The organism is Bradyrhizobium sp. USDA 4506, assembly GCF_054058795.1.
In genome coordinates this window covers 283,711-303,732 of record NZ_JBSSBM010000002.1, presented here as the reverse complement: position 1 = coordinate 303,732, position 20,022 = coordinate 283,711, and the positions used below count along the sequence as shown (strand labels likewise).

Here is a 20,022-nt window from a genome sequence, read left to right as displayed (position 1 = left end):
ATCTGCATTTTCATGATCTGTGTCGTTACATGCGTTGCAGGAATTGCTTGCGAATCGCGACTAGCCCTACAAGCGCGACCATAGACAACGAAGAACTCCGCACGCACCCCTTCGGGCTGATCGACGGCTTGCGCGACCGCCGCGGTTAGCCCATCCAGCACGCACCTACACAAGGGGGGTGCTGGTCCTTGCGTGGCCGAACTTGCGCACATTCTTGCCTGCCGGTCCCCCCCAAAGATCGCAGAAACGTGAAATGACAGGAAGATGACAGCTAGCACCCACGAGGCGGCTGGATTGATGCCAGGGAATGTAATTTGCGCAGTTATCGAAGGAACTTCCTGATTGAAACGGCTGCAGCTCGCGAGAACAGCCAAACCGGTACGGAATCTTGAGCTTTCATAATCGCGTCCTACCAAGCTTGGTAGGTCCGTTATTGCAACCGGCGCGGCATTATTGCCTGCGGCAAGACCAGACTTCAGAGGTCCACCTGACGCATTGTGATCCAGCGCGAAGGCCTTCTTTTGCGACCGATGAAGTCGAATTCAAAGGTTCAGACAACTATGTCCAGCAACCCGTTCGAAACCGCGGTCATTCTCGATGGCATCCGCCGTTGGGTCGAAATCGAGTCTCCGACCGAGCGGCCGGATCAGGTCAACAAACTGGCTGATCTCGTCGCGTCGGGCTATCGTGACTTGTCGGCGACCGTCGAGCGCGTTGCGGGGCGTGACGGCCGCGGCGATCATTTGGTCACGCGCTCGTCCTGGGGGCAGGGCGTACCGGGCATTCTCGTGCTGAGCCATCTCGACACAGTTCATCCGATGGGGTTCATCGAGCGGTTGCCGTTCAAGGTCGAGGGCAACAGGGCGTTCGGCCCTGGCATCTACGACATGAAGGGCGGCGCCTACCTCGCCTATCACGCGTTCCGGCAGGCTTGCGCCGATGATGTCCGCCCTCCGCTCGGCATCACCCAGCTTTACGTATCGGACGAAGAGACCGGTAGCCCGACGTCGCGGGCGCTAATCGAGGCCGAGGGTCGCAAGGCCAAGTACGTGCTGGTGACCGAGCCCGCGCGCGACGGCGGCAAGATCGTCACCGGACGCAAAGGCGTTGCGCGCTTCGACGTCTTCGTCAAGGGCACGCCGGCCCACGCCGGCGCGCGCCCCGAAGACGGCTGCAGCGCGATCCGGGAACTCGGCAATGTGATCCAGACACTGGAGGCGATGAACGATCTCAAGCGCCGTGTCACCGTCAATGTTGGTGTCGTCCGCGGCGGCACCAAGCCCAACGTGGTTGCCGAAGACGCCTATGCGGAAGTCGACATGCGGGTGCCGACCATGGCTGACGCCGACGAGCTGGTGCCGAAGATCCTCGGCATCACCTCGCGCACCAAGGGCGTCAGCGTGAAGGTCGTCGGCGAATTGAACCGTCCACCGTATGAGAAGAGCAACGCCGGGGCCGCACTTTACGAACACGCCAAGGGCCTTGCCGCCGAGCTCGGCTTCAAGCTGCTCGACGTCTTCAGCGGCGGCGGCTCGGACGGCAATTTCACCGCGCCGCACACCGCGACCCTCGACGGTCTCGGCGTTGACGGCAAGGGAGCCCATACGCATTACGAGCAACTCTACATTTCATCGATTGAGCCGCGCGCCCGGCTCCTCTATCGCCTCTATCAGACGCTGCAATGATCTTCGCACTTGAGGAGCCCGCGATCGCGACGTGCACCGGATGAAGATACGCTTGCACATTGGCGCGGCCGGTTCGAACGGCGCAACGTGATAAGTTGCCATGAGGCCGACTTGTCGAACATGATCGTCCGATCTCGCCCTGTGCATCCGACAGACGCGGACTGAAGGATTCAATGACGGCGCAGCGGACGTTACATCCGCTATCGGTTGCGAAGACGACGGATGCCCGATCGCATAAGCGTGGGCGTTTCGATCACGGCCTCATCGCCCGCGAACCTAGTCTCAAGCGACATTCTGACGCACACCGTGGCGCAGAATTGCTGTCGATACCACGCCTCTCGGCAGCGCTTTCCCGACAAACCTGAGAGCTTTGCCGAAAGGGCTTGAATCGGACGTAACGTTAAGTTGTACGATCCGAAGAACGACGCGAGCCTTCGTCTGCCGTCGGAATCGTGAAGGATTGCGAATGTCTCACCTCATCAGAACATACGCTGGGTGTTGGTCATGATCCTCATCCCCAACAGCGAGTTGGTCGAGATGCCCATGCAGCCAGTCTTGATCGCAGCGCCACGGCTCGAAGGTAGATGTGAACGGCCCCAGATTCCGGAACCGATGTTATGGGGCTATCCCAAAGTGAGGCGCCGGCGAGACGGTGATGCCGGAAGAGATCGGCGTAGATCCCGAGCCCTTGCAGGGCGCCGCCGCGTCCCGAATTTGAAACCGAACGGCGAGACCACCGTACCGAACTCAATTCGGAGAACCGGTGGTTCGCTCGGTTCACACCACCTTCCCGTCACTGGCGGGGCCCTCCCCTCGCGCAAGCGTGTGACAACCGAGGCTTTCAAGAGACTTGAGCTGCACGTGGCGCTCGGCGTGACCGGCGTGACGTCGGAAGAGATGGCGCGGTATTTTGGAGCAGCAAGTTGAAAGCGCCGGACGGCGTCAAGAAGGTCCTGCTGATCGACCACATTGAAGGCCAATGCCGGGCCATTGTCGGCTTCAAAGATGGCGATCCAAGATCAGCATATATGTGCGGCGAACCTGTATGTCAAAGACCAGGCAAGAAACAGTCGTCATGGTGTACCTATCACTACGGACAGATGCACGCCACTTCTGCCGAGCACAGCAGAGCAAGTGGATCAAGTGCCTGAGACACTTCGAAAAGTGTCGATCGTTCGCAATCCACGACAATCCTCAAGAACCGCTTCGTCATGCTAAAGGTCACGTGATCATAGCCTTTGCGAAGGGTAGCCGAAGCACTCAATCGAGGTCTGCCGAAGTAATTCCGGACTCGCGACTGAACTACATCGGAACTAACGTCTCTTGCGAAGCGCAATCACACGGAGAATGAGTTGGATCTCTGCACATTGATCGAGCGCAACGCTGCGTATGCTCCCGACAAAGCCGCGATCCGTTTCGAGGGACAGACCCTGAGCTACGTCGGCTTCTATCGACGGATTGAGCGGGTCTCTCGCGGCCTCAAGAGCCAACTCGGCGTCGAGAGAGGTGACCGGATCGCGATCCTCAGCCTCAACCGGCCTGACTATCTGACCTTGCTCTATGCCTGCGCGCGGCTCGGCGCAATTCTCGTCCCATTGAATTGGCGCCTTGCGGCCGCCGAGCGGCTTTTCATTCTATCCGACTCCGGGGCAAAAGTGCTCATGCTTGAGCAGTCCTTTAACGCAGTCTTGCCGGATCTGACGCGGCAACTTCCTGATATCTGCCTCGTCGGGCTGGACTTTGAGCCGCCGGGCGGAAGCAAGTTGGACGACCTTATGGACGGAGACTGTGGTGGCGAACGCAATCCACGTGCGGACCTGTCTTGCCCGCTTCTGATCGTCTATACGTCGGGCACCACAGGGCGACCTAAAGGCGCTGTGCTGCGTCAGGAAGCATTGCTGTGGAACGGGGTCATGAGTCAGCATATGCATGACCTAACCTCGACCGATCACGCCCTGACTGTTTTGCCGCTCTTCCACGTCGGCGGCCTGAACATCCAGACGACCCCAGGCTTGCATCACGGCGCGACGATAACTATCCAAAGCCGCTTTACGCCAGAGGCAACGTTTGATGCATTCGAACTGGACCAGCCCACGGTAGCAGCCTTAGTGCCGGCCATGATGCAAGCGCTAACCGACCATCCGCGGTGGGTAAGCACGGACCTATCCGCGCTCAAAGCAATCTGTACCGGATCGACGATGGTGCCTCAGCGCCTTGTCGAGCGCTTTGTCAGGCGCGGAGTGCCAGTCTTACAGGTTTATGGTTCCACGGAGACCTCTCCCATCGCTGTGTATACCAAGCTCGGCGCAGATCCCGTACCTGACGGCGCAAGCGGCCTGCCTGGTCTTTACTGCGAAGCAGCCATCATCGATGATGTCGGCACCAAGTTGCCGCCAGGGACCCCAGGCGAGATCGCCGTACGCGGGCCCAACGTCTTCTGCGGATATTGGGGCGATCAACAGGCGACGCGTGAGGCCTTTAGTGAAGGTTGGTATCGCACTGGTGACATCGGCCGCTGCGACGCCGATGGATATTTTTGGATCCGTGACCGCAAGAAGAATCTGATCATCTCCGGCGGAGAGAATATCTATCCGGCGGAAGTGGAACGTGTGCTCATGGACCATCCCGATGTCGCCGAATGCGCCGTCGTCGGTCGACCGGACCCGCGCTGGGAGGAAGTACCGATAGCCTATGTGATCAGGCGACCGAGGACCCGGATCGGAGCCGACGCGCTGTTGGCGCATGTCCAATCGCAGCTTGCCCGTTTTAAGGTACCGCGCGAAATCATTTTCACGCAACAGCTGCCGAAAACGGCGTTGGGCAAGGTCCAGCACTTCATGCTGAAGATGCTCGACACGCAGTCAAGCCCGCAAGGAGACAACGATTGAGATCGACGGATTGGCTGGGCGTAGTTCCCAATTGCACCAAAAGAGATATCGAGACGGCGCAATACCGCCTTTCGGTCACTACCTGCATACGATGCGCCGCTGCGAGTTCATCGTTGCTGGCATGGCGGTCTGTGTTTGATCACGCCAAGTGCCTGGGGGACCGTCGTTGCCTCGGGTCCTAATCATGAATGCCGGGACGGCTCAAATGTCGGGCGGCGATCTGACAGCAACTCAACTGTCCCTTTCCGCCAACTCCGCATGCCGCTCTGCCTGGTTTGCACAGGAGGGTGACCTAATAGTCTCTCCGACAGCAATCCCGACAGACTTGCTATTCTTTATTGGCGCGACGCTCAATTTCGATGCCTCGAGTCTCTCTACGCTTGTGCCTGAAGGCAGCGGCGGATCACCGATCCTTAATGATTGCACCCTGCTGTCCAATACGCTCGTCGAGCGACTCAACGGCCATATTCGCCGGAATTTCTCATCTTGGAAAATCCATTCCTGCTACTTTAGTGAAGGCGTAGCGCGCTTGGCGGCGCTGCTGGGCATCCCGCAGAGCGGGGACGACTTCGCTTTGCAGCGAGGGCCGGATCTCCTGAACCGCAAGAGCCACTTCCGTCAGTTGGCGACAAGTGTCGCGCTCCCGCTGCCCAGTGGATGCGCGACCACGAATCCAGACGAACTATTCAGAGCGGTGACCTCCTTGAGGTCAGAGAGCGGCAGCGTGATCGTCAAGTTGGACAATGGAGCGGGCGGAGTCGGCAATGTCATCCTGACCGGCAATGAAAGCAGTCCACTCCCTGGGGCAAGAGATACCCGAGCGGTTGCTTGGCCATCGTTTGATCCTGAAGCACTTTGGTCCGAGCTGACAACAGCATCCTGCAAGACGTTGGTCGTTGAATCGTACCACTTGGCTCGCGCTCTTTTCTATCTCGAGTATGAGATAGAGGAGGATGGTTCCATCGTTTTCATCAACAGCGGCAACATACGGCTACGTCGCAGCAAAGATCGATCCGAGCGGGCACTCATCTGGACAGGACTTGAGCTTCCCAGCGACCTGACGAATGAGCAATGGCTGGCCGCCCAGGCGCATGCCTACCGATTTGTGGAGCTCGCGCGAACGTTGGGATACCGCGGAATGATCAACATTGACGGCATTTTCGCGAGCGACGGCCGGCTTTTCTTTAACGAAGCGAACGGCCGATGGGGCGGAGGTTCGGTGTTACACAGCATTGCCGTCCGGCTGCTCGGCATCGACTACCCCGGTCGCCACGTCATTTCATCCGTGCGAAACGTCCCATCATGTTCTCTCCAAGCTGCGCTTGATCGTTTCGTCAGGCATGGATTTCTATTCGATGGCACACGGAAGGAAGGCGTGATTCCGCTTGCCGTCGATCAAGATGCAGGCACGGTGGAGTGCCTGGTGATCGCGCGCGATAGGCCCACTGCCCGCGCTCTGCAGCACTCGTTATTGGCAATGGTCAATTGAAATCACTGTTTCAAACTCTTCCGTTCATTCGAACCCCTGCCTGTGCCCGCACGCCGGCGGTTGGGAACGTCAGGTGAGTATCTGCTTCGTCTCGCTCGAAGTAGATCCCACCGCGAACTTAGGATGCGGCGCGAAGTCCGCTCTTCGAAGCGCACGGCGTCTGTCACAGGTTGGCTCTCCATATTCAACCCGTCCGAAGGCCATTCCAGCAAAGGCTCCTATAAGTCATCAGCAGAGCTTTCGATGTTCCGGCGATTCGCGCCGCTGCGTTTTGAACAGAAATACACCAGCGATCGGCGCTCGCCAGCGTGCACGGGCCTCACCTCATGCCGAAGCTTGCATGTGGTGACAAGCACGGCCCCGAACGGCGGACGAAATACCTGCTGTTCGTACGCGCTCGGATAGACCACAAACTCACCCCCCTCAAAGTCCCTCGCGAGCTGAACGATCACGGAGTAGTCGAAGTCGGGGTCGCTCTCAGCATCCAAATGGATGCCAACAAACGAACCGGGAGGCAGTCGATGCATTTGGCATCGGCGAATCACGTAATCTGACGATGCTCCCAAGATCTTTTTCAGCGCAAAGCTGCGGTCTTTCCTCTCGAGCAGTTCGATGATCTGTCCTGTAGCTCTTCCATGCGCATTGCTAGGAGGGCGGCCGGGCGGATCCACCCTCACCCGCTTTACAAAGACATTGTGCGAATCGCCAGCATCGCCCAACCGCACCTCCTCTTCGGGAATTTCCATCTGGAGCTGATCGATCCTCGCCAAGTCATCTTGGGTGAACAACGTCTGGGGAGCGATCACGACCGTACCCTTCACCAACAGCTCTATACGATATTTGGTGAGAGCTTCCTCTGAAAGCAGACGAGATCTATCATTCATTGCGCGGGCCATACGGCTTCACTCCAAGGTTTGATCTAACGATTGGCTTCCCAATCCTCGTGCGTCGAGCGGAACGCTTCCTCCCAATGCTCACCGTCGAAATCTTCTATTCTTATGTTTTCGATCGTTCTCTTATCCAAACATCGAATGTTCACGCTGAAGCCGAAGGGATTCGATCGCGGCCTATAAAATGGCTTTACGCCGCAGATCCGGCAAAACGTGTGACGAGCGATATTCTTGTTGAATTGATACGTGGTGAGAAATTCTTCGCCGCACTCAATCGTGAGCTTATTGCCGGGCACGAGCAGGTGCAGTACCCCGGACATTTGGCAGATCGAGCAGTTACATCGAACCGCAGATAGCTCTCGCGGCGCTCGGACGTAGAACTTGACGGAACCACAATGACAACGGCCATGGTGTTCGATCTCCGCAAGGCCGTCTCCCTCACCTGAGACAATTCGCAGCAGATCGCGGCACCACTGTAAGCTGAGCCGATAGGCGCGATCGAATTCATCCAAAAAACGACTATTACCGTCAGCAGGCACAAGTTCGCGAATGAGCCGGGTCGTCATTTCTCCGTGATACTTCTCGGCAGGATCGTCGCCGCCGACGTGACTGCGGAAGTACTCAAGATCGTCAGACCGTACATCAAAGATTTTGACCAGAGTGGTCCACAGCGACTGGATCATTTCCGCAGCATGCAGCTCAAAAGCCACCATGTAGGCGCAGCGCACTAACGGGTCTTTAGATGACAATCCGGTGTAGATGGAATGCAGGTATCGCTTCGTTGTAGTGCTGTAGCTGGGCTGTATTGGTCTGCCGAGTAGTCGCGATGCGTCCTTTCTAAGCAGATTTGAGTGGAAGTTTTCAGTGACCAGGATATCGGGCAGCGCAGCCTTGCCGCCACGGAGAACTCGGCCATAACCACCCATCTCATCCCAACAGATGAAATTTGCGACCACGCTGGTTAATTCAATATCCCTCGGAAGGTCTCGATTGCGACGCATCGCATCAAGTATGAGATCCTTTTGCGAACCTGCCTGCAGGTAAGGGAACGCCTGTGACATCGCCAAATATTCAGGCAGCATGCCCGCAACCTGGCCCTCAGACATCTCCGCAGCGAACGGATGCGGGCCAAACAGAGTTCGCGCTTGCTCAGTCAAGTACTCGCAGAATATCTGCGAAGGCTGATCCAGTTGAACTTGAGACGCTTGAGAAGACCTCATTTGAACCCTAGCCGTGAGGAGAGAACGATTCTTGACGAGCAACTCCGTGTAAGGGCCAACTATTGGCAGTAGCGAGATCGGAGAGTTCGTCGGTTCGACGAGTTTTTGGTCGCGTCGCAGGCGACCTTTCCCTTGACCATCTTCGCAGCAACAGAGAGGGGCATCATGGGCTCAGTCCCTGTTCATGAGTCGTGGATAGGAAACTGGGCATTGATTGAAGCCAGGACCATCCCGTATTCGGATCCCGATCCACGAGCGATCCGATGCCAGAGCCGGGGCGGCCACTCGCGCTTGCAGAAGCGGTAAGGGATCGCGCAGCCCTGGGGCGGCTCACGTCACATGCGGGAGTGACATATCTGGTCGCCCCGACATTTCGAGCTTGCGCGACGTGTCCTGGATTGGCCACGCTCTCGTGGTTCGCCTCGCTGACAGTTCAACGAACTCGCTGCGGGCCTAGTACCGCACTGCTGGTGTGAACCGCATCCGGCTGGCCAGCGCGAGTGTCTCAATGCAAAGAGTCCTCTACTGGTTTTTGTGCGTCCTACGTGCACTCGTCCACCATCCTGTGTTCCTGCGCGCTTAGCAGCAATCTGCATGCCAAGCCTGCCGCCAATCCATAAAGTTCTGAATGCGCTGAAAAAACACGCTCGTGACCGGCTCATCATTGCAGGTGTTTTGAACCTGACAGGATTTGCGCGGCGGTCAAAAACCGGACAACGCCGGCGAGTCCGCGGCGCCGCAGGGCCTCATAGATGGCCAACGAGTGGCGGAGAACGAACCCCATCGGCCAAATTTCATCTCAGGAGCGGGCTTGCGGCGATTGACGTAGAGGAGCGCTCTTGGTTGTCAAACAAATCCCCAGATTCTGTGCACCCAATGGCGCTGTCGCCGAAAATAAGCCGAAAAGATGAGGCGCCTTCCGTTTGTGGGCAATGTCTGTCTCTAAGAGAAAGTCACGGCCTGATTGCCTTGGGCTGGCGCGAGGTTTTTCCGCAACCGGCCATTTCAGACGGGAAGGAAACTCGCGGTGTCACAAACGTTCATTCAGCACGCGACGGTCAAATCGCGCATCAACGCGATCCTGCGTGCGACCAGCGGGAATTTCCTTGAGCAGTTCGACTTTTTCCTATTTGGCTTTTACGCCAGCGCGATTGGGAACGCCTTCTTCCCGTCAGAGAACGAAACCGCCTCATTGCTCAACACTTTTGGCGTGTTCTGGCTGGGCGCCTTAATGCGTCCGGTGGGCGCAATCGTGCTGGGCGCCTATATCGACAAGATCGGCCGTCGCCAAGGCCTGATCATCACGCTATCGATCATGGCGATTGGCACCGTGATTATCGCCTTCTGTCCCGATTATGCGACAATCGGTATTGCCGCCCCGATCATCGTTCTAGCCGGACGGTTGTTGCAGGGTTTTTCCGCCGGTGTCGAGGTCGGCGGCGTTTCGGTCTATCTGGCGGAGATCGCAACCCCAGGCAATCGTGGTTTCTATACCTCGTTTCAGTCGTCCAGCCAGCAGGTCGCTATCTTTGTCGCGGCAATCGTGGGTTACCTCCTGAACGCATCGATGCCAGTCGAAACCGTCGCCTCCTGGGGTTGGCGCATTCCTTTCTTTCTCGGCTGCCTTATCATCCCGTTAATATTCTTCCTTCGTCGAACGCTCGAGGAAACCCCCGAATTTCTGGCGATGAAGAAGCATCCTACGGCCCGCGAAATCTTTCCTCGGCGCTAATCAACTGGCGCACCATCGTTCTCGGGATGATGATGGCGATCCTGACCACAACGACCTTCTATTTCGTTACGGTCTACACGCCCACGTTTGGCAAGACCGTCTTGAAGCTGTCCACCCAGGACGCGCTCTTGGTGACACTCTTGGTCGCCGCGACCAACTTCATCTGGAATCCAATTGGCGGCGCCGTTTCCGACCGTATCGGCCGCAAGCCGGTTCTGCTCGGCATTGCTAGCCTAGCGTTGATGACCGCCTATCCGGCTTTAAGTTGGCTGGTGAGCGCACCCACTTTCGGTAAGATGCTGGCCGTGGCGATGATGTTCTCGTTCTATTTCGGCATCTATAGCGGAACTATGCTCGGGGCTCTCGTCGAGATCGTGCCTGCATATGTGCGCACAACATGCTTCTCCCTGGCCTTTGCGCTCGCGGCAGCTCTATTTGGCACCTTTACGCCACTCGCTTCGACTTGGCTCATTGAACGGACTAATGACAAGGCTTCACCCGGGTTTTGGCTGATGATTGCAGCCGCGCTCGGCATCATAGCGGCGCTCACCATCTATCGGGGGACCGCCAAGCCATCGAGGGTCGAGAAGCCTTCGCGCTCTGAGCCGTCCGACACCGCCCTAGCAGGCTGTTGAAAAAGGCGCTCGCCGGCGAGCGACGACCATGATTCATTGGCTCCGACGAGATTCGGAGACGGTGCGTGCGCGGCGACGACAATCGAACGGGCGAGCTGTTCAGCTACGTCGATCTGGAAGCACGGGTGCGGCGTGATCATCCGCTGCGAGCGATCCGGACGATCGTGAACGAGGCGCTGGCGGCGCTGGAGCACGAGTTCGCCGCCCTTTATTCGCCGATTGGACGGCCGTCGATCCCGCCGGAGAAGCTGCTGCGGGCGATGCTGTTGCAGGCGTTTTATTCGATCCGCTCGGAGCGACTTCTGATGGAGCGGTTGGAATATGATTTGCTGTTCCGCTGGTTCGTCGGAATCGGCGTCGACGATGCAGCCTGGGACCATTCGGTATTCTCGAAGAACCGCGACCGGCTTCTGGAAGGCGACATCGCGGCCAAGTTCCTTGCGGCGGTGCTGGCGCAGCCCAGGGTGAAGAAGCTTCTGTCGAGCGATCACTTCTCGGTCGACGGCACGCTGATCGAGGCCTGGGCCTCGATGAAGAGCGTCAAACCGAAGGATAGCTCCGGCGAGCCGCCGGCCCAAGGCGGCGGGCGCAATGCTGAAGCGAACTTCCATGGCCAGAAGCGCTCCAACGACACCCATGCTTCGACCACCGATCCGGAGGCCAGGCTCTACCGCAAGGGGAAAGGCAAGGAGACGAAGCTGTGCTTCATCGGGCACGGGCTGATGGAGAACCGCCACGGCTTGCTGGTCGACGCCTGCCTGACGCAGGCCGGTGGGCATGCCGAACGGGTGGCCGCGCTGCACATGATCGAGCCTCGTGCCGATCGACCGACAGCGATCACGCTTGGTGCCGACAAAGCCTACGATGCAGAAGACTTCGTCAACGAGCTGCGCTCGATGAACGTGACGCCGCATGTTGCGCAGAATACCGGCGGCCGTAGCTCTGCGATCGACGGGCGTACGACCCGGCACGGCGGTTATGCTGTCAGCCAGCGCATCCGCAAGCGGATTGAGGAGGCATTCGGCTGGATCAAGACGGTCGCCGGGCAAGAGAAGACCAGATTCCGTGGCCGTGATCGGGTCGGATGGGCCTTTACCTTCGCTGCGGCCGCCTACAATCTGGTGCGGCTGCCCAAGTTGATCGCGGAGACCGGTTGATGGCCAAGGTGCCCGGCTTTGCCAAGGCCTTTGCCGGCCGCTGGCGCATCGTCGAAATAGACAACTGGGACAGCGACTTCCTCGATCTTGTCGGAGAGGCGCATCTCACCTTCCGTGGCAAGTCCGATGGCGAAATAGCGTTTGGGGCTCTCAAGGGCTTCCTGGATGCTCGCTACGGCACCCGCGACGGATCGGCCTGCGCCGAGTTCTCATGGGAGGGGCACGACGAGAATGATCCGTCCTGTGGTCGCGGATGGGCCATGATCGGCACCGCGGGCAGGCTCGTTGGCCACTTCTACATCCACAATGGCGACGACTCAGCCTTCGTTTGCGAACGCGGCTGAGTTCTTCAACAGCCTGCTAGGCGCGCAAGCTGCATCGCGCTAGGATACTGACCGTAACCCTTAAGTGTTCCATCTCGTTCATTACAACTACCCGTAGCGCTCTGGCCTCGGCGGCTTGCGAACGACGAGCATACGCCTGCGAAGTATCGCGAGCTGGACACGGATACGCGGCCTCTTGTCGACGCGCTTGGTGGGCTCGGCCGGTTCCATGCGTCGATCGAGGCCGTAACACAGTCTGCGGAACGAGATGATTGGCGGGCAAATGAAGAAGGTCCCCGACAGAATGCGCAGATCGCGGGCCCGGGTTACATGTTGCGCACGCACTTGACCGACGCTCTCGAAGGCCTCGAGACACTCCGCGACCACAATGTCAAGGTCAACGCCCTATCAAAACAGAGATCGAGAAGCCAAATGGCACGATCGCGGCGCGTGCAAGTTTCAAGATGTGGAAGCCTCGGCATCCCAGAGAGCCAACGTCAATTAGGCCTATGCGGCGTGCTTTGTTCGACATTGTCGGAAACCAGACACGTGATGCGATTGCACGTCTGAAGACTTACGAATAAGCAGTATGAATTACCACGTCAGCGATGATCAGCGTGCGCAGCCGATCGGCATTGAATATCGACGTCAGGCCTCGACGGCCGCTCGGTCCCGCGACCGCCCTGCGGCGCTCCGGACAGCTCTATGTCGCAGCTATGGAGCAGCATGGGCAGCAGCAGGCCCTGATTGGCGTTGCCAGCGTCCAGCTCCGCGCCCACACCGACAGCTTGACCTGCGTCGCGGCATAGAACCTCTGGCACCAGGTGCTCGGATCGAAATCACCATCAACTGCTCGCCTCTGCATCGGCCTGAACCGATCGAGCGCAGTCGAGTGGGCGTTGCTGATATCATTGCGGCGCAGCGGCACGGCCGATATCGCGGCGAACTGCGGGGTGCTGCCATTGTTGAAAGCTTCGGCATCGATCGCGCGTAGCGGCAAATCTAGTCGATCGACGCCGATCCGGGTACGACCACAGCGGCACAGCCGTCGAGCATGGGAATGCTCATGGCGGCAGATGTCGATTGTCGTGAGCCTGGCGCCATCGCTTGAGGGCCGCAAGCAGCATCGCCGCTGACGAGATGCTGCCTTATGATGACGCGCGCTCACGAGACAACCTGGTGCGATGGTACGCCATTCTGCTCGGACTCGATGCGCTCGTTCAGTACATTGGTCAGATAGACCTGCCGGTCAAATTCATGAAGTTTTGCCGTGAGCAAAGCCTGGACCGCGAGCTCTCGGCCGCCTTGGCCATCCCCGAACAATGCAATGCATTTTCCCATGCTAATCGAGCGCATGGAATGCTCGACGTTCATCGTCGGCAAGGTTGCTACTTGACCGGGCTGCAGGGCGGCCTTGTGTCGGATCCAGATCGGCTCCGCCACAGGCGATAACTGATATCACAGGGGATTTCCAAGCGCTGAAGGCGGATGCGCAGCGGTCGATGGCGCCGCAGGATCAAGCACGACAGTCCTGTCAGCGTTCCGCGATCACCGAGGCCATTTGACGAAGAGAGCTAGTCTCGGCCGTCACAGAGGCCAAGCCCAAAGAAGCGCGAGCTGGCCGGTTTGCAATGAGAATCGGATTCCAGCCGTTGGGGCTTCAGTTCCAAGAACCCCAGACGTGCGGGTGGCACGAATGTAACCGCGTTCCTTCAGAAATCCCCGCTGGCAGTTTCAACGGTCACATCACGCAAGAACTCGACCCTTCCGCTGCTTCCGTGCTGGCCCAGATCCTGCATCGCGTCCAAATGCGAGAAGATGAGCGGCAAGACGAGAGCCTCGTTTACGCTTTTGATCCATCAATCGACGATGCAGCTACCGGTGCAGAGCCGGCGACGGCGATTAGCAACTTCACGGAGACGAAAGAGTAGAAATCGTAGGTGCCTCGGTCACGCCGCTCGAGAGTCGTTCTGGGAGGCGGCTCTGCGCATCACGGCTAATGTGCGCCAACACATCGATGCCGAGTGATGTTCGTGCGGACCCGGGGGCAGCCAGTCACGTTCGGCACTGCTTTCGCGCATTGAGAGCGGCTCGGGTCGCTTTTCGCCACGACACCATTGGAGGCCTGCGCGAACAGATCCTTACAGTCAACACCATCGCCGCTCGCGGCGACGCAGACAATTGCGTGCCAATTCTGAGACGAGGTGCTTACACGTGCTCGATAAGCTGGACCTTCGAAGTTTCAAACTACATCCGCAGCGGGATGCTGTGCTCAATGAAGTACACGCGCGCCCCTTTATGCAGCTTGTTCCGCCATTTAAGGTGGTCCACTTCGCATTTCTTGCGAAGGGCGATGCGGCCACAAGCGTTCGCCGCGGCTTCGTCGCATTTTGTCGAGAGCGCGACCTTCCACCTCCGCAGCTCTCGGCGAAACATCACCAAATCGACATCGGGCCCGTTGTGCTTCGCTGGGAGCAGCATGCCGAATTCGCAACCTTCACCTGGATAGCACAGAGTCCGTTCGCTCGTCAGACGGAGGACGCCCAAGGCGCCGTTCACTCCTTGATGAGCGCCTTGCGACAGGAAGGACAATTACTGGTCGCAATCAAGTTGGATGTAGAGCAGAACGCCTCCCCATTGAAACGCGCCGAACAACTTTTCGACAAGAGCAGCCTCGCCATGGTCCGCATAAAAGGCGGAACAAGTGTCATGGCCTCTGATTTTCGCGTCGACGAAGACGGTTTCACCAAAATTCTTGTCTGCGACCTCGGGTTGACGCCCCATAATCTCGGAGCACTGGTGCAACGGCTCCTTGAAGTCGAGACCTATCGTCCGTTGGCGCTGCTTGGTCTATCGGTTGCTCTCGAGCTCGGTCCATTCGTCGATCGCATCGATAGACGTCTTGGCGAGGTGCTCGACGAAATGCAAGGCGCGGAGGGATTGAAACTCAACAACCATCTGCTTGCCGAACTGACCGCATTGGCTGCCTCTTTCGAGCGTGGCGCGACCGGAAGCCTGTTTCGCTTCGATGCCAGCAGAGCTTATTACGAGTTGGTCCAATCCCGACTGTCCATCATCGAGGGCAGTGAGATCGCGGATTATCCGACCTGGTCGTTGTTCCTGGCGCGCCGGATGGCGCCGGCGATGCGGACTTGCGAGACGACCAAGGATCGTGAAGTAACCCTGTCGGTTAAGCTGGCGCGTGCCGCGGATCTTTTGCGAACCCGTGTCGACGTTGAAATCGAACGGCAGAATCGTGACCTATTGCACGCGATCAATGAACGGACTGGACAGCAGCTTCGGCTGCAGTGCACGGTAGAGGGATTGTCGGTCGCGGCGATAGGATATTATGTGGTCAGCCTGTTCGGCTACCTTGCCAAGGGAGCGCACGATGTCGGACTTCGTGTAGAACCCTCCTATCTAACCGCAGCGTGCGTGCCGATCGCAGTCGGGGTTATCTGGCTGGTCAGTTACAATACACGGAAGCGACACCTCAAGCATCGCGACGAGCCGTCCGTAACGGGCGAGTAAGCGCCCATTGCAGTGATTGGACGACAGGGCTTCACGACGTTGATCCTCAGGCGTCGCCGCCAGACGTGCTCGTGCCAATGGCGCGCTAGTCCGGCTTACGAGTTGCTGATATGGAAACAGAGGATGTCGCACAAACGATCAGCCGGCGGCTCGCGACACGACCAAGAGCGCGACGGATCTCCTTGATCGGCACCGTCACGTCAAGGAATTAGGGCGGTCGGGGAGCGGACGACCGGCATGCCGATCGCCTGGGACACTCTTAGTTCGGGATACCTGTGGTGCGGAGATTTGACCTTTTCTCCGCAATTTAGGCGGAGAATAATATTGCTTATCCGACGAATGTAGCCGGCTATTCCCTGAGTGCTCAGCAAAAAGACGATGCGAGATCGTCGCCGCGGATGCCTCGATCGGCAAATCTTATTGACTTGAAATCGATAGCGATACGCGCGGCGTGGCGGGCAACCACCGTCGTGGAAATGATTTTCAAAGATCGACGCTGCCCAGGTTTTCGTTGCCGATCCACATTGGTGGCAAAACGACCTAATGATGGCATCTCCCCTAACCACGACATGCCTATCGAATACGGGTGGGCACTCCGTTTGACCAGCGACGAGCGTTCGGGATCGTAAGGACTCTTCAGATCAAGCCTCGCGGGCTAGTGCCGCAAGATCGGTTTCGAGATTCGGTTGATGCTTAAAGATGGCTTCAATCAAGGCTTGCGCTGGTTGTTCGGCGGCCTCAACCAGCGCCGCCTTTTCGGCCCGCGCAGAGGGAGCAAACACTCGCTTGACGACGGTCGGCGAGCCCTTAAGACCGCATTTGGAGACGTCCTCGACGCCGGCATCGTGCGCGTTCCATTTCACGATTGGTGCACGCGCGGCACGCAGGGCATCCGCCATCGTGCCCCGCCGTATCTGGTTGGTCGCCTCTAGCATGGTGATGAGACAGGGCAGCCTCGTGTGCAAAACCTGGACACCACCTTCGGAGCGTCGCTCCGCTTCAATCGTGCGTGCGGCCAGGTCGAGGGATCTGACCTTGGCGACGTAAGTCAGCTGCAGCACGCCCAGCCGCTTTGCGATGCCGGGACCAACCTGCGCGGTATCCCCGTCGATGGTCTGCTTGCCGGTAAAGATAAGGTCTGGCGGGCCATATTCCTTACCGATTTTTCGGATGGCGGTTGCCAGTGCGTACGTCGTGGCCAAGGTGTCGGAGCCCGCAAAGCAACGATCGGTGAGCAGTACGGCGCGATCGGCGCCATAGGTCAGCGCTTTCCGCAAGGAGTCTTCCGCCGATTGCGGCCCCATTGTCAGTACGGTTATTTCGCCGCCGAACCGATGGCGCAGCTCCAGCGCAGCCTCGAGCGCGAAGAGGTCATATGGGTTGATGATGGTCGGCACGCCCTGACGCATGATCGTATTGGTCACCGGGTGCACGCGGATCTGCGCAGAATCGGGAACCTGTTTGATGCAGACGACATTGTGCACGGAGTTGCTCCAAAAGTTGCGACAGCTGCGAAGAGAACAGCAAGTGTTGTACCATCGCACCCAATTCCCTGAATTAGCTCGTTACTACAATGCCTTATATGGAGCCTATGCGCTCCTGTTGTTCGACGTTCCCGACGAACGAATATCGACACGCGTCGGAGCTGCGACAGCGCTATTCCGCTGGGCATGCCAGCCGAGTGGCGACAGGATCGCTTGCGACAGATTACCGCCGTCAAGATCAACGCGCGGACCAGCGACATCGCGGCATCAAACGAAGCTGTTGTACCGTCGGGCGAGCGAAAGATAGATGATGATCAACGCGAACGCGAAACAAGAAGGTGGTGATGAAGCCGCCCGATTCCTTCTCGAGCTGCCGGAGGAGTCTGCGTAGTTGACCGACTAACCGGCCGGAAGCGGCTGGGCGAGGTTCCTCAACGTCGCGCGCATCGCCGATTTCAACGCCCGACATCGCCACGTGGAAACCGTTGCGGCGTTGACCTGCTGGAAATCTTTGATCGCCTGCGGCACGGTGTTGTTCTTCGGATGGGCGACCGTCGCCAGCGGCCGCATCATGTTGCTGCTGGTGCGGATCTCGTGGGTCAGGAGCTGCGCGTTTGTGAGGCGGTCTGACGGACCGGCGGGATTGCTTCTAGGAGTGGCTGTCCAGGCTGAAATACTCGGCGTAATTGCCGCCGAGCATGATCGCCAGCGAACCGCCGACATCGCTCATGTTCAGCCCGAGATCGCCGGTCTTGCCGCGGTCGAACGTGACCGTTCTCTTCGACTTGTCGAGAAAGGTGAACTGTCCGGGTCTTGAGCGCGTCCGCCATGAATCTCCGGGCGACATCGTCGAGGTCGTTCAACGAACCCGTCGTGCCGATGACGAACTGGATCGGCAACCCGTTGCTGCCCGGCCATGGCGTCGGTGGAAAGCCACCGAGCGCGCGCCGCAACACCGTGACGCCCTGCAGTTCAGGCTGAACGGTGCCAGCGGTCACACTGCGCGTTCCCCTGGCTTGGCCACGATGTCACGAAACCCATCGTCCTCTCGTAAGTGCGTACGTTCAGAACCGCTTGATCTCGACTCCATACTTCCTCAGCGCGTAACCAATCTGGCGCGGCGTTAGTCCGAGCAAGCGCGCTGCTTTTGCCTGCACCCAGCCAGATTTTTCCATGGCTGCGATGACCCGCTCGCGATCGGCCATCTTCGCGCCACTTACGAGGACTGTGCCGGGAGGCACCAGCGGGGCCAGCTCGCTGCCAGCAGGCGGGACCGGCGCGGTCGCTTCAGACAGCGAAGTGATCGGCTTGGCGGGCGCTGGCACGGTCGGTGCCGGTTGGACGGTCGCCTCGTCCGTCGTACTTTTCCACAGCATCGCGGAAAGGCACTGACCATGGCAACATGCAAAGTCATTTCTCACGATCGAGGGCCCGGCCGACAGGGTCGCTGTGCGCTCGATGCAGTTTTCGAGCTCGCGCACATTGCCCGGAAAGCCGCAGTTCATCAGCACATCGATCGCACTCGGCTCCAAGGTCAGCGTACGGCCGTTCACGCTGTTGAAATTCCTGAGGAACTCGCCGGCAAGCAGCGGGATATCGCTGCGTCTTTCGCGCAGCGGTGGCAGCAGCAGGGGAACAACGCTGATGCGATAGTAAAGATCTGCGCGAAACTCGCTTCTTGCCACAGCCTCTTCTAGGTTCTTGTTGGTCGCGGCTATGACTCGAACATCGACCTTTATAGTCTGATTGCTGCCAACCCGTTCGAACTCCTGCTCCTGCAGGACTCGCAGCAACTTCGCCTGGAACGGGGCCGAGATCTCGCCGATCTCGTCAAGAAACAGCGTGCCTTTGTCAGCAAGCTCGAAACGTCCCTTGCGCGAGCTGAAGGCGCCGGTAAAGGCACCTTTCTCATGACCGAACAATTCGGACTCCAGCACTGTCTCGGGCAGTGCCGCACAATTCAGCTTAATGAAGGGCCGCTTGGCGCGGGAGGATGATTCGTGAATGGCCTTGGCTACAAGTTCCTTTCCGGTACCGGATTCGCCGCGCAGCAGAACCGTGCTGTTCGATTTGGCTACGACTGCGATCTTCTCGAGCAGCCCGCGCAGCGCCGGGCTGTCGCCAATGATCCCATGGACGGGCAGCTTCTTACGTTCCCGTGCAGGCTGCCTAAGCTCGAACAACTGCTTTTGCAGACGGTCCTTCTCCGCCATCAGTCGCTCGCGGTCGCAGGCGAACAAGCGATGCAGCCTCACTGTCTGTCCTACCAGGTTGGCGATCATGGCGAGCAGCCGCGCGTCGTAATCGAGCCGGAGACTCGACCTCTCGTCACGGACACGGTCGATGGTCAGCGTACCCACGACGTTCGGATCAATGCGGATCGGAACTCCGATGAAGGACACTGGCATATTATCTGAGGCACCGAGCACTTCCAGATCAGCTGCGCTGAATGCCGGCTCCGCTGCCACGTTCTCGGCGACAAGAGGCCTGTCGGTCGCGACGATCTGGTCGACCGCCTTCCGCGGCAGGCGCATCCGGTAGCGCTCGTCGCTCCCTTCGCTCCAACCCGCGCCCACGGCAATGTCCGGCATCCCGTCATCGTCGAACAGTGAGACGATACCGTGTCGCATCTGCACAAACGATTGCAGAAGACTCACGACGTTCGCCAGCGTGACCTCGAGGCGGCAAGGAGCAGTGAGTATTTTCGATATTTCGAAGATACCGGTCAGCGCGCTTTCGCGCAGCGGCTCACCCGAGAGCTCGCGTTCAGTCTCTGGGTGAGCGGCAGGTCTTTCGCGTGCGGAAGCGATATGCAGCATAAGGCGGTCTCCGTTATTCTGATCATCCTCCCTGGCACCTTGTTCGGGTTTGTGAGCTTCGTTTTGCATGTCATGCTCGATTTAGCGCCACGAGTTGACGAGATGACATAGAAGCGTAACACCTTTTCATGGCACGAAGGTAACCTTACAGTCCCTTGATTTCACTTTT

Annotated in this window: 14 protein-coding genes and 1 pseudogene; 8 read left to right on the top strand and 7 right to left on the bottom strand. The window is 58.6% G+C overall.

Annotation, left to right across the window (positions count from 1 at the left end):
• The first annotated feature begins 560 nt into the window (after positions 1-560).
• From ACVIHF_RS03860 to ACVIHF_RS03850, 3 genes are all read left to right on the top strand, one after another.
• Complete coding sequence (locus ACVIHF_RS03860; protein ID WP_456791696.1) at positions 561-1,685, top strand: M20 family metallopeptidase; 1,125 nt, start codon at positions 561-563, stop codon at positions 1,683-1,685.
• A gap of 1,352 nt (positions 1,686-3,037) precedes the next feature.
• Positions 3,038-4,573, top strand: coding sequence for a class I adenylate-forming enzyme family protein (locus tag ACVIHF_RS03855; protein WP_456791695.1), 1,536 nt, complete (start codon positions 3,038-3,040; stop codon positions 4,571-4,573).
• Positions 4,574-4,778: 205 nt separating this feature from the next.
• Complete coding sequence (locus tag ACVIHF_RS03850; protein WP_456791694.1) at positions 4,779-6,062, top strand: preATP grasp domain-containing protein; 1,284 nt, start codon at positions 4,779-4,781, stop codon at positions 6,060-6,062.
• A 218-nt stretch (positions 6,063-6,280) separates the two neighbouring features.
• On the opposite strand, the gene ACVIHF_RS03845 is transcribed toward ACVIHF_RS03850, so the two are convergent.
• Complete coding sequence (locus ACVIHF_RS03845) at positions 6,281-6,958, bottom strand: 2OG-Fe(II) oxygenase (RefSeq protein ID WP_456791693.1); 678 nt, start codon at positions 6,956-6,958, stop codon at positions 6,281-6,283.
• Between the two features lie 23 nt (positions 6,959-6,981).
• Positions 6,982-8,109, bottom strand: a complete 1,128-nt coding sequence (locus ACVIHF_RS03840; RefSeq protein WP_456791692.1) for a GFA family protein — start codon at positions 8,107-8,109, stop codon at positions 6,982-6,984.
• Between the two features lie 1,090 nt (positions 8,110-9,199).
• Between ACVIHF_RS03840 and tcuC the strand changes: the two are divergent.
• From tcuC to ACVIHF_RS03820, 4 genes and pseudogenes are all read left to right on the top strand, one after another.
• Positions 9,200-10,539, top strand: a pseudogene (tcuC, locus tag ACVIHF_RS03835) (tricarballylate/proton symporter TcuC).
• 65 nt (positions 10,540-10,604) lie between these two features.
• Positions 10,605-11,696 carry an IS5 family transposase gene (locus tag ACVIHF_RS03830; RefSeq protein WP_456791691.1) on the top strand — a complete coding sequence of 364 codons (1,092 nt, stop codon included), beginning with the start codon at positions 10,605-10,607 and terminating at the stop codon, positions 11,694-11,696.
• Positions 11,696-12,040, top strand: coding sequence for a hypothetical protein (locus ACVIHF_RS03825; RefSeq protein WP_456791690.1), 345 nt, complete (start codon positions 11,696-11,698; stop codon positions 12,038-12,040). Before ACVIHF_RS03830 ends, ACVIHF_RS03825 begins: the two co-directional genes overlap by 1 nt.
• Before the next feature lie 596 nt (positions 12,041-12,636).
• Positions 12,637-12,828 carry a hypothetical protein gene (locus tag ACVIHF_RS03820; RefSeq protein WP_456791689.1) on the top strand — a complete coding sequence of 64 codons (192 nt, stop codon included), beginning with the start codon at positions 12,637-12,639 and terminating at the stop codon, positions 12,826-12,828.
• Between the two features lie 355 nt (positions 12,829-13,183).
• Here the strand turns inward: ACVIHF_RS03820 and ACVIHF_RS03815 are convergent, their stop codons facing one another.
• A complete protein-coding gene (locus ACVIHF_RS03815) occupies positions 13,184-13,462 on the bottom strand; it encodes a hypothetical protein (protein WP_456791688.1) in 279 nt (92 codons plus the stop codon).
• 771 nt (positions 13,463-14,233) lie between these two features.
• On the opposite strand from ACVIHF_RS03815, the gene ACVIHF_RS03810 reads away from it, so the two are divergent.
• Positions 14,234-15,550 carry a DUF3422 family protein gene (locus tag ACVIHF_RS03810; protein ID WP_310880967.1) on the top strand — a complete coding sequence of 439 codons (1,317 nt, stop codon included), beginning with the start codon at positions 14,234-14,236 and terminating at the stop codon, positions 15,548-15,550.
• Between the two features lie 641 nt (positions 15,551-16,191).
• Here the strand turns inward: ACVIHF_RS03810 and ACVIHF_RS03805 are convergent.
• The 4 genes from ACVIHF_RS03805 to nifA all read right to left on the bottom strand — a co-directional run bounded on the left by ACVIHF_RS03805 (position 16,192) and on the right by nifA (position 19,922).
• Positions 16,192-17,034: an electron transfer flavoprotein subunit beta/FixA family protein gene (locus ACVIHF_RS03805; protein ID WP_310880968.1), complete on the bottom strand. Its 843-nt coding sequence runs from the start codon at positions 17,032-17,034 to the stop codon at positions 16,192-16,194.
• Between the two features lie 399 nt (positions 17,035-17,433).
• Positions 17,434-17,607 (bottom strand): hypothetical protein, encoded by a 174-nt coding sequence (locus ACVIHF_RS03800; RefSeq protein WP_456791687.1) that lies wholly within the window; start codon positions 17,605-17,607, stop codon positions 17,434-17,436.
• A gap of 76 nt (positions 17,608-17,683) precedes the next feature.
• Positions 17,684-17,881, bottom strand: coding sequence for a hypothetical protein (locus ACVIHF_RS03795; RefSeq protein WP_456791686.1), 198 nt, complete (start codon positions 17,879-17,881; stop codon positions 17,684-17,686).
• 217 nt (positions 17,882-18,098) lie between these two features.
• On the bottom strand, positions 18,099-19,922 hold the full coding sequence (gene nifA / locus ACVIHF_RS03790) for a nif-specific transcriptional activator NifA (protein ID WP_456791685.1): 1,824 nt from the start codon (positions 19,920-19,922) through the stop codon (positions 18,099-18,101).
• Positions 19,923-20,022 lie beyond the last annotated feature (100 nt).